The sequence below is a fragment of the Stenotrophomonas sp. TWI273 genome (assembly GCF_039674765.1).
Lineage (GTDB): Bacteria > Pseudomonadota > Gammaproteobacteria > Xanthomonadales > Xanthomonadaceae > Stenotrophomonas.
The window spans coordinates 283,230-296,737 of record NZ_JBDJOA010000006.1 but is presented as its reverse complement, the minus strand read 5'-3'; the positions used below and the strand labels follow the sequence as shown (position 1 = coordinate 296,737).

At 67.5% G+C, this 13,508-nt stretch carries 10 protein-coding genes and 1 riboswitch; of the genes, 3 read left to right on the top strand and 7 right to left on the bottom strand.

Annotation, left to right across the window (positions count from 1 at the left end; all coding sequences use genetic code 11):
- Window positions 1–58: 58 nt before the first annotated feature.
- The gene (ppc, locus tag ABE571_RS11100; RefSeq protein WP_346493715.1) at window positions 59–2,770 is read right to left on the bottom strand and encodes a phosphoenolpyruvate carboxylase; all 2,712 of its coding nucleotides are present in this window, start codon (window positions 2,768–2,770) and stop codon (window positions 59–61) included.
- Between the two features lie 249 nt (window positions 2,771–3,019).
- The gene (locus ABE571_RS11095) at window positions 3,020–5,554 is read right to left on the bottom strand and encodes a prolyl oligopeptidase family serine peptidase (protein ID WP_346493714.1); all 2,535 of its coding nucleotides are present in this window, start codon (window positions 5,552–5,554) and stop codon (window positions 3,020–3,022) included.
- Window positions 5,555–5,680: 126 nt separating this feature from the next.
- Window positions 5,681–5,770: riboswitch (S-adenosyl-L-homocysteine riboswitch) on the top strand.
- A gap of 35 nt (window positions 5,771–5,805) precedes the next feature.
- On the opposite strand from ABE571_RS11095, the gene ahcY reads away from it, so the two are divergent.
- Entirely contained in the window at window positions 5,806–7,251 is a 1,446-nt protein-coding gene (gene ahcY, locus ABE571_RS11090) for an adenosylhomocysteinase (RefSeq protein WP_313210192.1), read from the top strand.
- Window positions 7,252–7,542: 291 nt separating this feature from the next.
- Window positions 7,543–8,016: a Cys-tRNA(Pro) deacylase gene (gene ybaK, locus ABE571_RS11085; RefSeq protein ID WP_346493713.1), complete on the top strand. Its 474-nt coding sequence runs from the start codon at window positions 7,543–7,545 to the stop codon at window positions 8,014–8,016.
- A 130-nt stretch (window positions 8,017–8,146) separates the two neighbouring features.
- On the opposite strand, the gene ABE571_RS11080 is transcribed toward ybaK, so the two are convergent.
- The 5 genes from ABE571_RS11080 to ABE571_RS11060 all read right to left on the bottom strand — a co-directional run bounded on the left by ABE571_RS11080 (window position 8,147) and on the right by ABE571_RS11060 (window position 12,518).
- On the bottom strand, window positions 8,147–8,704 hold the full coding sequence (locus ABE571_RS11080; protein WP_346493712.1) for a DUF3228 family protein: 558 nt from the start codon (window positions 8,702–8,704) through the stop codon (window positions 8,147–8,149).
- A gap of 53 nt (window positions 8,705–8,757) precedes the next feature.
- Entirely contained in the window at window positions 8,758–9,498 is a 741-nt protein-coding gene (locus ABE571_RS11075; RefSeq protein WP_346481794.1) for a LytTR family DNA-binding domain-containing protein, read from the bottom strand.
- The gene (locus ABE571_RS11070; RefSeq protein ID WP_346483138.1) at window positions 9,495–10,565 is read right to left on the bottom strand and encodes a histidine kinase; all 1,071 of its coding nucleotides are present in this window, start codon (window positions 10,563–10,565) and stop codon (window positions 9,495–9,497) included. The genes ABE571_RS11075 and ABE571_RS11070 overlap by 4 nt, the downstream gene beginning before the upstream one ends.
- Before the next feature lie 20 nt (window positions 10,566–10,585).
- Window positions 10,586–11,506 carry an alpha/beta hydrolase gene (locus tag ABE571_RS11065; protein WP_346493711.1) on the bottom strand — a complete coding sequence of 307 codons (921 nt, stop codon included), beginning with the start codon at window positions 11,504–11,506 and terminating at the stop codon, window positions 10,586–10,588.
- Between the two features lie 121 nt (window positions 11,507–11,627).
- Window positions 11,628–12,518 carry a TIGR01777 family oxidoreductase gene (locus ABE571_RS11060; RefSeq protein WP_346466267.1) on the bottom strand — a complete coding sequence of 297 codons (891 nt, stop codon included), beginning with the start codon at window positions 12,516–12,518 and terminating at the stop codon, window positions 11,628–11,630.
- Window positions 12,519–12,642: 124 nt separating this feature from the next.
- Between ABE571_RS11060 and metF the strand changes: the two genes are divergently transcribed.
- Window positions 12,643–13,470: a methylenetetrahydrofolate reductase [NAD(P)H] gene (metF, locus tag ABE571_RS11055; protein WP_313219979.1), complete on the top strand. Its 828-nt coding sequence runs from the start codon at window positions 12,643–12,645 to the stop codon at window positions 13,468–13,470.
- Window positions 13,471–13,508 lie beyond the last annotated feature (38 nt).

Here is a 13,508-nt window from a genome sequence, read left to right as displayed (position 1 = left end):
TCGATACCTGCCATATGGCGCGCGCTGCCGGCCAGCGGCCGGCACTACCCGGCGTGGCCTATCCGGTGTTCTGTACGCCCTGCGAAACACCGTTCACGCACGCCACCAGCGCGCGCAGCACATCGTCGTCTTCGCCCCCGCTCTCCCGCCAGCGGCGCAGCAGGTCCACCTGCAGCACGCTGATCGGATCGATGTAGGGATTACGCAGGCGGATCGACAGCGCCAGGCGCTGGTCGTGCTGCAGCAGTGCGTCCTGCCCGGTCAATGCCAGGATCCACTGTGAGGTGAGCTCAAGCTCGCCCTGGATCTGCGGGAAGAAGCGGCCATGCAACGCACCGGACAACTGCGAGAACTGTTCGGCGATGGTCAGGTCGCCCTTGGACAGCACCATCGCGATGTCGTCCAGGAAGGTGCTGAAGAACGGCCAGTCGCGCGCCATCTCTTTCAGGAGGCCTTCGTGACCGGCATCGATCGCCGCCTGCAGGCCACTGCCGACGCCATACCAGCCCGGGATAACGGCACGCGCCTGGCTCCACGCAAACACCCATGGAATCGCGCGCAGGTTGGTCAGTGCGGCATCCTCGCCCAGCCGGCGCGAAGGGCGTGAGCCCAAGGTCATCCGCTCGATGACGTCGATCGGCGTGGCCAGGCGGAAGTACTGCATGAAGTCTTTCTGGCCGACGAAGGCGCGGTACGCCTCCGCACTCTTCTGCGCGATCAGGTCCATCACCGGGCGCCACTGTTCCTCGCGCGGTTCCGCTGCGCGCGGGCGCAGGCTGGAGCGCAGCACCGCACCGGTGGACTGCTCCAGCGAGCGCAGCGCCAGTGCACGGATGCCGTACTTGCGATGGATCACTTCGCCCTGCTCGGTCACGCGCAGACGGCCGTCGATGCTGCCGCGCGGCGAGGCATCCACGGCGTGCGTGGTCTTGCCACCCCCGCGGCTGATCGAGCCGCCACGGCCGTGGAAGAAGGTCAGCCGGATGTCGTTCTCGGCGGCGACGTCCAGCAGTTCCACCTGGGCGCGCTGCAGCCCCCAGCGCGAGGCCGCGATACCACCGTCCTTGCCACTGTCCGAATAGCCGAGCATCACCATCTGCACATCACCGCGCGAGGCCAGGTGCGTGCGGTAGACCGGGTCGGCCAGCAGATCGCGCAGGGTGTCGGTACCGCGCTTGAGGTCATCCACGGTTTCGAACAACGGCGCGATGTCCAGCGGCACCGCGCCGGCGTCATCCACCAGGCCGCCGCGGCGCGCCAGCGCGAGTACGGCGAGCACATCGCTGCGGTCGTGCGCCATCGAGATGATGTAGCTGCCCAGCGCATCGGCACCGTGTCGCCGGCGTGCATCGGCCAGTGCCGCGAACACTGCATCCAGCCGCTCACCGCCCTCCTCATCGCTCGCCGGCAGCGCCTGCTCGCCACTGGCGAACGGGGCCAGGCGCGCGGCGCGGGTGACCGCGTCGGCGGCGTCCCAGGCGTCCTGCCCATCCAGCACACTGGCGAGCGCGCGGCCGTGCACGCTGGACTCCTGGCGCACGTCCAACCGTGCCAGATGGAAGCCAAAGGTACGCACCCGCCACAGCAGGCGGCGCACCGCGAAACCGCCCGCGTGGTCGCCCTTGTTGTCGTGCAGGCTGCGCAGGATCAGCTCGATGTCGTCGGTGAGTTCCTGCGGCGACGCGTAGGCGCCTTCCGCATCGTCCATCGTCGCCTGCACGCGTGCGCGCATGCGGTCGTTGAGCAGGCGGTAGGGCATGTCGGCATGTCGCGGCCGCGAGGTGACCTTGGGCAGCAGCACCTTGTACTGCTCCACACGTGCCTGCAGCGCATCGCTGACCGCCACCCGCTCGGTGGACTGGCTGAGCAGGCTGGCCAGCTGCAGCAGGTCTTTCTGGTAGCGGCCGAGTACGGCCTGGCGCTGCGCATCGAGCGTGTTGCGGATGGTGCCGGCGTCCACGTTCGGATTGCCATCCATGTCGCCGCCCACCCACGTGCCGAAGCGCAGCAGGCGCGGCAGCGGCAGTTCCTCGCCGTAGGTATCCAGCAGCGCCTGCTGCAGCGATTCGTACAGCACCGGAATCACCCGGTACAGCACCTGCACCAGGTAGAAGCCGACATGCTCCCGCTCGTCGTCCACGGTCGGGCGCACAGGCGAGGAATCGGTGGTCTGCCACGACGCCGTCAGGGCCATGCGGAAACGTGCCGCGTCGGCGGCGGCTTCACCCGGCGTGCGCTGGCCGTCGAGGTTGTCGACCAGGCTGGCAACCATCAACTGCTCTTTTTCCAGCAGCGCACGGCGGACCGCTTCGGTCGGATGCGCGGTGAACACCGGCTCGATATCGATGCGCGGCAGCCACTCGGCAAGCTCGGTCAGGGTCACGCCCTGCGCTTTGAGATTGACCAGTGCGTCCTGCAGGCCATCCGGCTGCGGTGTGGCCGTACCGGCACGCTGGTAGTCACGGCGACGTCGGATGCGGTGCACGCGCTCGGCGATGTTCACCACCTGGAAGTAGGTGCTGAACGCACGCACCATCGCTTCGGCGCGCTCGGGCGGCAGGCCGGTCAGGGCATCGTTGAGGTCGGACAGCGGGGCGTCGCTTTCGCGGCGGGCGATGGCGCGCGTACGCACCTGTTCCACATCATCGAAAAACTGCGTTGAGACCTGCTCGGCGAGCAGGTCGCCGACCAGTGCGCCGAGTCGGCGTACATCGTCACGCAGGGGAATATCGGGAGTGGCAAAAACGATGCTGCTACGGTACTCGTTCATCTGCGACGCACTGGCCTCGGGAACGGAATCCGCTCAAGCCTAACCCACAATCGCGTCGTTGCTGCGTCGCGCAAATAGTTACATCTGGTAGTGCCGGCCGCTGGCCGGCGCTTGCCGATCATTTTTCGTACCGGCCAACGGCCGGTACCTACCCGTCATTTTTCGTACCGGCCAACGGCCGGTATCAACGACCAGGATCCGCATCGGATCGTGGCCGGCCCCATCGCGATGGGTGCCGGCCAGGGCCGATCAGCGCTTCTTCTTGACCGGCTTGCCCTCGCCTACGGTCTGCTCCAGCCACCGCTCGCTTTCGGCCAGCATGGTCATGATCGATTCGCGCGCGCGGTAAGCATGCGATTCGTTGGGCAGCATCACCAGGCGCGAGGTACCACCCAGCCCCTTCACCGCGGCGAACATGCGCTCGCTCTGGATCGGGAACGTGCCGGAGTTGTTGTCGTCCACGCCGTGGATGAAGAGGATCGGGTCCTTGATCTTGTCGGCATAGTTGAACGGCGACATCTTCTGGTAGACGTCCTGCGCCTGCCAGTAGTTGCGCTCTTCGGCCTGGAAGCCGAACGGGGTCAGCGTGCGGTTGTACGCACCGCTGCGCGCGATGCCGGCCTTGAACAGGCGGGTATGCGCGAGCAGGTTGGCGGTCATGAACGCACCGTAGGAGTGGCCACCGATCGCGATGTGCTCACGGTCGGTCACGCCACGCCGCACCACTTCATTCACGGCCGCCTCGGCATTGGCGATCAGCTGCGGCAGGTAGGTGTCGTTCGGCTCCTTGTCGCCCTCGCCGATGATCGGCATCGAGGGGCTGACCAGCACCGCGTAGCCCTTGGCCAGGAACGCCTGCGGGCCCCAGTAGCTGATCGCGTTGAAGCGGTACGGGGAATCGGTGACCTGGCTGGCGGCCTCGGCCGTCTTGAACTCGCCCGGATAGGCCCACATCAGCAGCGGCAACGGACCGTCCTTCTTCGCGTTGTAGCCCGGCGGCAGCATCAGCGTGGCGGTCAGGTCGACGCCATCGTTGCGCTTGTAGCGGATCTGCTCCTTGCTCACCCCACGCAGCTGCGGCAGCGGGTGCTGGAAGTGGGTCAACGCCTTCGGTGCGGCGGTGGCATCGGCCAGCGACTGCACGTAGAAGTTGGCCGGCTCGTCGGGCGATTCACGGGTCAGCAGCAGCGAGGTGCCCTCCTGGTCAAGCAGCGCCACCGGCGCGGCGTAGGACGGCGCCTGCGAGTGGAACAGGCGGGTGGTCTGCTTGCTGTCCAGATCAAGGCGATCCACGAACGGACGGTCGCCTTCCGGCGAGGCGCCCAGCCCGTACAGGAAGATGCTGCGGCCATCGGCGCTGACCTGCAGGCGCGAGCGACCGTTGACGTCGCGCACCAGGCCCGGGCGGCCCGGGTCGTTGTAGCGGTCCTGGGAGGAACGCGCCGACAGCAGTTCCGCCGCCTTCTCCGGCTGGTCCGGCGCGATCCGCCACTGCTTGACCTCGCGGTTCTTCCACCACGATTCGTTGAGCAGCGCCAGATCGCCACGGCCCCACTGGATACCCGCATAACGGCTGCCCAGCTGCGCCAGCGTCACCGGCGGCTTATCGAAGGGGGCGGCCTGCATCAGCACCGCATCGCGCACCTTGGCCTCGCGGTTCGGGTCGCCGCCGTCCTGCGCTTCGGCCCAGACCAGGGTCGCCGGTGCATCGGCGCGCCAGTCGATCCGGCGCACGCCGGTGGCCACCGCATCGTTGCCGGTCGGCAGGCCTTCCTTCAACGGCAGGTCGGCGACGGTGTGTTCGAGCTTGCCGTCCACGGCGGACAGCACTTCGATGCGACGCGCGAACGCGCTGGCCGGCACCAGATAGGAATACGGACGCACCACCCGCTCGCTCAGCAGGTAACGGCCATCCGGGGAGAGGGTGACATCCCAGTACACCCCACCGGTGGACAGCGGCGTGGTCACGCCGTTGAGCGCGACCTTGGCCGGCTGCGCGCTGGCGTAGTAGTCGAAGAGGCGGGCATCGGCCTCGTTCTTGAGCATGTCCTGGTAGGTACGGATCGTGCGCACACCGGCGTCGGCCTCGGTCTGCTGGATCGCCGGGCCGGTCGGGATGCCGCCGGCAGCCGGTGCCGCACCCTGGCCCTTGAGCTGCTGCATCACCAGCAGGCCGCGGCTGTCGGGCTGCCAGCTGTAGCCATCGCCCATCACGGTGTTCAGATCACCGACCAGGCGGCGCGCCGAACCGGCCTCGACATCGACGATCCACAGTTCATTGGTGCGGGTGGCCGCGTGCACCTGGTTGAAGGCGATGTACTTCTGGTCCGGCGACCAGGCAAAGGTGGCGATCGACAACGGCTGCGGCAACCCGCTGATCTGGCGCTCCTTGCCATCGGCGACGCTCATCAGCCACAGCTTGTCGGCGAAGCTGAAACGGCTGGCCGAATGCGTGGCCGGGTTGATGCGCAGGCCGGCCAGCTTCAGTTCGGGCTGGGCCACGTCGTTGATCGACGGCAGCGGCGGTGTCTGCAGCAGCGCGGCCAGGTCACGGCGCGGGGACAGGCTCAGGGTCGGGGCACGCGGCGCATCGACCACGGCCTGCAGGGCCGGCGACGGTAGCTCGTAGCCGCCCTGATCGCCCTTGGCGGCGGCTGCGGTCGGCGCAGTGGTCTTCGCGGCCGGGGCGGCGGCCAGCGCCAACGGCGGCACCGCCAGCAGGGCCAGTCCGAGGATCAAGGTATGGCGCCACTGTGGAGCGCGTCGACCGGGGGTGCGTGTCATGGTGTGTGCCTGTGCTGATACGAACCCCCGACCTTAACAGCCGCGCGCCGATCGCCCCCCTGCCGATGGTTGGGGGCAGGGACCGATTCATGCCAATGCAACCGGCCGCGATATAATGGGTGACCCTCCACCGAGGGGCGCTGCGACCGTTCCGGACCTTCTCCGGGGGCGGCCAGGCTCGGTGGCCAGGATTGGTTCCAACGGCGCCCGGCGAACACGAGTATCGACTCGTCATTACACCGGAGCTTTGAATGAACGCTGTTGCCAAGACCTTCTCCACCGAAGGCGATTACAAGATTGCCGATATCTCCCTGGCCGATTGGGGCCGCAAGGAGCTGGACATCGCCGAGCATGAAATGCCGGGCCTGATGTCGATCCGTCGCAAGCACGCCGCCACCCTGCCGCTGAAGGGCGTGCGCGTGACCGGCTCGCTGCACATGACCATCCAGACCGCGGTGCTGATCGAGACCCTGAAGGACATCGGCGCGGACGTGCGCTGGGCCTCGTGCAACATCTTCTCGACCCAGGACCACGCGGCGGCGGCGATTGCCAAGTCGGGCACCCCGGTGTTCGCCTGGAAGGGCGAGTCGCTGGAGGAATACTGGGACTGCACCCTGGACGCACTGACCTTCACCCTGCCCGACGGCACCCTGACCGGCCCGGAGCTGGTGGTGGACGATGGCGGTGACGTGACCCTGCTGATCCACAAGGGCTATGAGCTCGAAAACGGCAGCGACTGGGTCAACGAGAAGGCCGCCTCGCACGAAGAGCAGGTCATCAAGAACCTGCTCAAGCGCGTCGCCAAGGAGCGCCCGGGTTACTGGGCCCGCGTGGTCAAGGACTGGAAGGGTGTCTCCGAAGAGACCACCACCGGCGTGCACCGCCTGTACCAGCTGGCCCAGGCCGGCACCCTGCTGATCCCGGCGATCAACGTCAACGACTCGGTCACCAAGAGCAAGTTCGACAACCTGTACGGCTGCCGCGAGTCGCTGGCCGATGGCCTCAAGCGCGCGATGGACGTGATGCTGGCCGGCAAGGTCGCCGTGGTGTGCGGCTACGGTGACGTGGGCAAGGGCTGCGCCGCGTCGCTGCGTGCCTACGGCGCACGCGTCGTGGTCACCGAGATCGATCCGATCTGCGCCCTGCAGGCCGCGATGGAAGGCTTCGAGGTCAACACCCTCGAATCCACCCTGGGCCGTGGCGACATCTACGTCACCACCACCGGCAACAAGGACATCATCCGCATCGAGCACCTGAGCGCGATGAAGGACCAGGCCATCGTCTGCAACATCGGCCACTTCGACAACGAGATCCAGGTCGATGCGCTGAACGCGCTGGCCGGCGTGCAGAAGATCAACATCAAGCCGCAGGTCGACAAGTACATCTTCGACAACGGCAATGCGATCTTCCTGCTGGCCGATGGCCGTCTGGTCAACCTGGGCTGCGCGACCGGCCACCCGAGCTTCGTGATGTCCAACTCGTTCGCCAACCAGACGCTCGCGCAGATCGACCTGTGGGCGAACAAGGACAGCTACGAGAAGAAGGTATACCTGCTGCCCAAGAAGCTGGACGAAGAAGTGGCGCGCCTGCATCTGGAAAAGATCGGCGTGAAGCTGACCACCCTGAGCCAGGAACAGGCCGATTACATCGGCGTGCCGGTGGAAGGTCCGTTCAAGCCGGAGCATTACCGCTACTGATCGGCGTGCCGGTCCAGCTGCGTTGAAACAGACGGGCGCCGAAAGGCGCCCGTTTTCGTTGGATGGCGGCAGGTACCGACCGTTGGTCGGTACGGCTGTTCCGGTAGGTACCGACCGTTGGTCGGTACAGCGGTTCCGGTAGGTACCGACCGTTGGTCGGTACAGCGGTTCCGGTAGGTACCGACCGTTGGTCGGTACGGCGGTTCCGGTAGGTACCGACCGTTGGTCGGTACGGCGGTTCCGATAGCCTCGGTCAAGCCAACACCCCGCGCACCACGCTACGATGCCGCCATGACGCCCGCCATCAACCTGCTGAAGCAATCCGGCATCGCGCACACCGTGCTGTCCTATCACCATGACGCCGCCGCCGACTCCTACGGTGGCGAGGCAGTGCAGCAGCTCGGCCTGGATCCAGCGCAGGTATTCAAGACGCTGCTGGCCAGTACCGAGAAGCACGAGCTGCTGGTGGCGATCGTGCCGGTGAGCGGCACCCTTGACCTGAAGGCGCTCGCCGAAACAGCCGGCTGCAGGAAGTGCGAGATGGCACAGGTCGAGCAGGCACAGCGCGCCACCGGTTACCTGGTCGGCGGGATCAGCCCGCTGGGGCAAAAGAAAAAGCACCGCACCTTCCTCGATGCCAGCGCGCAGGCGCTACCGACGCTGCATGTCAGCGCCGGCCGGCGCGGGCTGGAGGTGGCGCTGGCACCGGCCGAACTGCTGCAGCTCACCGGCGGCAGCTACGCGAGCATCGGCAAACCGCGTTGACCGGTAGTGCCGGCCGCTGGCCGGCTCCCCGTGACGCTTGCCTCATGCGTCAGACAGACTGAGGAGCCGGCCAGCGGCCGGCACTACCCGTCGTCTTCGATCAACGTGCCATCGCTGCGGCTCCAGCGCCTCAGGGCCGCCAGTTGGCGTTGCGGTCCCAGAACGTCACGGCGCGCTGATACGCCTCGCGATCCAGCGGCACGCCCGAGCCACCCTCTTCCACGCCCAATGCGTTGCGCATCATGGTGATCGGGGCCATCGGCACTTCCTCCGGTTCGGCGGTGTAGATGCAGCCGACGATGCCCCACTCCGCATCGATGGGCGAGCCCTCTTTGGCCAACTGCTCGGCGCTGTACAGGATCACCACCAGGTAGTTCGCGCGCGGCGATTCCACGCCTTCGAACCAGCGCACCAGCACCGGCAGTTCCTCGCGGTTGCGCGCCTCGTAGCCACTGCGCAGCTGGTGGCGGTTGCCCTCCGTGATCGGCACGGTCAGGCAGCGCGTGGAGGTCCAGTTCTCGTACACATGCAGTTTGCAGAAGGGCGCGTAGCCATCGAGCACCTTGAACGGCGCATGCGTGTTGAGGTGCTGTTCGAACTGCTCGGCGGTGCAGTCCTGGATGGTGTTGCCGCGTGGGACGCGCGGGAACAGGCGGGGACGGGCGAACGCAGTGAGAACGATGGACATGGGCACAATCAGGCGGTGGAGATCCCCACAGGGTAACGCGTGAGGCGCGTGCCCTACAGCGCCAGCCGCTCACGCAGCTCGCGGGCCTGCCGCCGCGACACCTCCACCTGGCTGCCATCATCCAGGGTCAGGTCGTAGCCATCGCCGAGGGACGGTTCGATCGCACGCACACGTCGCAGATTGACCAGGGTGTTGCGGTTGGCGCGGAAGAACAGCGCCGGCGACAGCCGTGCCTCCAGCGTGCTGAGGCTGCGTGCCAGCACCGCGTTCTGGTCGCGGAACCACAGCCGCGCGTAGTTGCCGTCAACCACGACCTTGCGGATCTCCCCGAGCGCCACGAACCAGCAGCGCTCCCCATCGCGCAGGAACACCTGATCCTCGGCACCCAGCGCATCGCGCACGCTGTCCGCCGCAGTGGGGGCGGCCGGTGCCGAGAGGCGCTCCCGGCCGCGTTCCAGCGCCGCCTGCAGGCGGCCTGCCTCCACCGGCTTGACCAGGTAGTCGAGCGCGTTGGTTTCGAAGGCGCGCACCGCGTACTGGTCGTAAGCGGTGACGAACACCACCATCGGCACCGTCTCCAGAGCCTCGAGCACATCGAAGCCCTCGCCCGAGGGCATCTGCACATCGAGCAACACCAGATCGGGCTGCTCGCGCAGGATCGCCTCGCGGGCCGCGGGCACGTCGTCGGCCTCGCCGACACACACCACCCACGGGATCGCCGCCAGCAGGGTACGCAGCTCGCGGCGCGCCAGTCGCGCATCGTCCACGATCAACACCCGCAGTAAGGCGCTCATTGCTGCACCTCCAGGCGGGCCAGCATGCGCTCACCCTGTCGCTCCAGCAGGAACGTGCCCCGGCTGGATGAAGAGGGCGCCGCGTCGATGCCCAGCTGCGCGCGCAGATAGGCCAGCCCGATGCCGTGGCCTTCGCTGCTGGCGTCGTGCGCGGCGGGATTGTCCACCGCCACCCGCAGCCGGCCGCCATCGAGGCGCACGCGGATCGTCAGCTCACCGCCGCCGGGATGGACGGCGATGCCGTGCTTGATCGCATTTTCCACCAGCAGCTGCAGCGCCATCGGCGGCAGCCGTGCGGACAGCGCGGCCGGCTCGATGTCGGTGTGAACGCGCAAGCGGTCCTCGTAGTGGATCGCCTCCACCGCCAGGTAGTCCTGTACCACGCGCCACTCCTCGGCCAAAGTGACCCAGCCCCCGTCGGTATGCACCAGGGCGTGCCGCAACGTGCTGGAGAGATGGGTGACCATGTCGCGTGCACGCGCCGGGTCTTCATTGATCAGGGCGCGCAGGTTGTTGAGCGCATTGAACACGAAGTGGGGATTGAGCCGCGCACGCAGCGCCTGGTGCTCCAGCGTCGCCCGCTGCGCTTCGGCGCGCAGCTGCGCCATCTCGCTGTGGCGCGCACGCTGCAGCGCGCGGCGACCGGTCCACAGTGCGCACCACACGCTCAGAACGATGGCGGTGCTGAGCCAATAGTTGAAGATGTCGATCGGCCTGTAATAGGCGCGTTGCCCCGGCAGCTTCACCCACTCCCAGGCCACCGCGGGCAACAGCACAGCCGCGGTAGCGAGCTGGATGGCGGCCGCGACGATCACCACGGCCAGCGTCATCCGCCACGTGATTCCCAGCAGATCGCGCTGCAACCAGGCATGACGAAGCGCCCAGGCGCGAATCGCTGCGCTGCCGGCGAACAGACCAAGCGCGACCATTACGTAGATCAGGGTCCCGCCGGACCAGTTGCCGCGGTAAGCGATGCCCATGCCGAGGCTCAAGCCCAGGTAGCAGGACCATAGACCCGCATTCGCCCACCAGAAACCGGTATCGCGTGCTGTCCGCTTCTCGCTCATCGTCTCCACGCCGGCCTCGATCAGGGCGCTGCAGGCAGATCAAGGAAGCCCCGGATCTGCGTCTGCAGCCAGCGCGGATCATCCCACATCAGGAAGTGGTAGCCGGCGCGGCTCATCTCGATCCGCACGCCGGGCAGCGCGGCGTACTGGGTGGCGAATACCTGCCGCGTACTGGCTTCGGTCGCACCGAACGGCTGATAGGCCGCCCACGCGCCCAGCACCAGCACCGGGGCCGTGATGCCGGCGATCGGCTGGCGCAGGTCGGTCATCGTCATCGAGTACATCGCGTTGGCGGTGGTGGCGCGGTCACTGTCGCGTCCCCACAGCTTCAAGGTCGCAACCTGTTCGGGGGCGTGCGCCATGTTGGCGACGGCGGCGTCGGTCTGCGCCGCGTACTGCGTGGCGTCGGCGGCGAGCATGCCGGCCCGCATCTGCTCGGCCATCGGCGTGAGCGTGGCCGGCGTCGCGGCCGGATTCTGGACCGCGCCGAAATACGGCAGGGCATCGACGATCACCAGTGGCCCGATCTTCTGCGGCGCCGCGATCGCCATCTGCAGCGCCAGCACACCACCGAGGCTGTGGCCGATCACGGCCGGATGATCGAGCTTGCGGTCCGCGCTGTAGGCCAGCAGGCGGTCACGCATGGCGCTCAGAAAGTCATCGCTGACCACCGCAGGCGCACCAGCAAAGCCGGGCAGCTGTATCAAGTGGCATTGCACCTGTGGCTGCAGCGCGGCGCAGGTCTCACGCCAGACCTGCGCACCGCTGTTGAGGCCCGGGATCATCAGCACCGGCCGGCCGCTGCCGATCACCTCGACCTGCAGATCCTGGAAATGCTCGGTGGCGGCATGCGCGGGACTGACCAAGGTGGCCCATGCGGTCAGCGCGAGCGCGGCCAACGGGGCGATGGAGTAGAGGCGGCGGGGACGGACGGTCGACATGGCAGGCTCCTGCTGGGTGAGCATGAAGACTGCCGCGGGACGTCGCCGCCGGGGCGATTACATGAGCAGCGGCGGCAGACAGACGATGAGCGGTCGGCAGTGGCGGATGAACATCCCCGCCTCAGCGATCCGGCGCACCCACGATCGCCTGCAACGCTTCAGGCAGCGACGGATACTGGAAGACAAACCCCTCCGCCAACGCGTGCGCCGGCTGCACGTTCTGCCCGGTCAGCAGCAGCCCGCTCATTTCCCCGAAGCCCAGTTTCAACGCGAATGCCGGGGTGGTCAGTCGTGCCGGACGGTGCAGCACCTCGCCCAGCGTGGTGGCGAAGGTCCGGTTGGTGACCGTGCCGGGCGCGGTGCCGTTGTAGGCGCCGCGTGCCCGGTCGGTGGTGAGCAGCCACAGGATCATCCCGACCAGGTCCTCGCGATGGATCCAGCTCATCCACTGCCGCCCATCGCCCATCGGCCCGCCGAGCCCCATCCGGAACGGTGGCAGCATCTTCTGCAGTGCGCCGCCCTCACGTTCGAGCACGATGCCGGTCCGCAGCACGCAGGTGCGCACGCCGAGGTCCTCGGCCTTGAACGCCTCGGCCTCCCACTGCCGGCACAGCATCGCGGCGAAGTCGTGCCCCGGCGCGGCGGTCTCATCCAGCGGTGCGCTGTCGCGGGGGCCGTACCAACCGATCGCCGAGCCGGACACCAGCACCTTCGGCCGTTCGGGCAGCGCGGCCATCCAGGCCAGCAGCGCCTGCGTCGTGCCGATCCGGGAATCGCGCAACGCCTGCTTGCGTTCATCACTCCAGCGGCCGTCCATCAACGGCTCGCCCGCCAGGTTGACCACCGCCTGGACCGGACCGACCTCCGCCAGCGCTGCAACGCTGCGCACGCCCTTCTGCGGGTTCCGGCCAGGCCGCCGGGTGAGGACGATGGGGTCATGGCCCTCGGCCAGCAGGCGCGCGCACAGGCGGCTGCCGATGAAGCCGGTGCCACCGGTCACGAGAATCTGCATGGCGATTGCTCCGGAAGATCAGCGCTCACTGTACCCGGCCCGGCGTGCACGGCACATCGAAGCACTTCACATTCATCGCGATGAAGAGATATGATTGAACCACACCCGTCGACGCACCCCCGCCATGACCGCCATCAGCTTCGAGTTCTATCCGCCCAAGACCGACGAGCAGCGCGCCCAGCTGGACCGGACCGCGGCCAAGCTCAAGGTGTTCGCGCCGGAATACGTGTCGTGTACGTTCGGTGCCGGCGGCTCAACCCTCAGCTATACCTCCGAAACCGTGCGCCACCTCAAGCAGCACCATGGTTTCGAAGCCGCCCCGCACCTGTCCTGCGTCGGGGGCAGCCGCGAGGAAATCCGCGAACTGCTCAAGCTGTACCGCGCGATCGGCTGCCGCCGCATCGTCGCCCTGCGCGGCGACCTGCCCTCGGGCATGGGCCACCCCGGCGACCTGCGGTATGCCTCCGAACTGATCAGCTTCATCCGCGCCGAGCATGGCGATGCGTTCCGCATCGAAGTGGGCGCGTATCCGGAGACCCACCCGCAGGCCAACGACGCGCTGCTGGACCTGAAGCACTTCAAGACCAAGATCGACGCCGGTGCCGATGCGGCGATCACCCAGTACTTCTTCAACGCCGATGCCTACTTCCACTTCGTCGATGCGGTGCGCAAGCTGGGGGTCACCGTACCGATCGTCCCGGGCATCATGCCGATCTCGAATTTCAGCCAGCTGCGCCGCTTCTCCGAGCAGTGCGGTGCCGAGATTCCGCGCTGGATCGGCAAGCGCATGCAGGCCTACGGCGACGATGCCGACTCGGTCCGCGCGTTCGGTGCGGAGGTCGTCGCCAGCCTGTGCGAACGCCTGGTCGCTGGCGGTGCGCCGGGCCTGCACTTCTACACGCTCAACCTGGCCAAGCCGACCACCCAGGTCCTGAAACTGCTGCGCGGCTGAGGCCGCCACGCATCGCTTGCAGATAACACCCACGCCGC

What these genes read in the sequence shown, in the direction of transcription:
- ppc (WP_346493715.1), bottom strand. Translation starts at nt 2,770, where the DNA reads ATGAACGAGTACCGTAGCAGCATCGTTTTTGCCACTCCCGATATTCCC.
- ABE571_RS11095 (WP_346493714.1), bottom strand. Translation starts at nt 5,554, where the DNA reads ATGACACGCACCCCCGGTCGACGCGCTCCACAGTGGCGCCATACCTTG.
- ahcY (WP_313210192.1), top strand. Translation starts at nt 5,806, where the DNA reads ATGAACGCTGTTGCCAAGACCTTCTCCACCGAAGGCGATTACAAGATT.
- ybaK (WP_346493713.1), top strand. Translation starts at nt 7,543, where the DNA reads ATGACGCCCGCCATCAACCTGCTGAAGCAATCCGGCATCGCGCACACC.
- ABE571_RS11080 (WP_346493712.1), bottom strand. Translation starts at nt 8,704, where the DNA reads ATGTCCATCGTTCTCACTGCGTTCGCCCGTCCCCGCCTGTTCCCGCGC.
- ABE571_RS11075 (WP_346481794.1), bottom strand. Translation starts at nt 9,498, where the DNA reads ATGAGCGCCTTACTGCGGGTGTTGATCGTGGACGATGCGCGACTGGCG.
- ABE571_RS11070 (WP_346483138.1), bottom strand. Translation starts at nt 10,565, where the DNA reads ATGAGCGAGAAGCGGACAGCACGCGATACCGGTTTCTGGTGGGCGAAT.
- ABE571_RS11065 (WP_346493711.1), bottom strand. Translation starts at nt 11,506, where the DNA reads ATGTCGACCGTCCGTCCCCGCCGCCTCTACTCCATCGCCCCGTTGGCC.
- ABE571_RS11060 (WP_346466267.1), bottom strand. Translation starts at nt 12,518, where the DNA reads ATGCAGATTCTCGTGACCGGTGGCACCGGCTTCATCGGCAGCCGCCTG.
- metF (WP_313219979.1), top strand. Translation starts at nt 12,643, where the DNA reads ATGACCGCCATCAGCTTCGAGTTCTATCCGCCCAAGACCGACGAGCAG.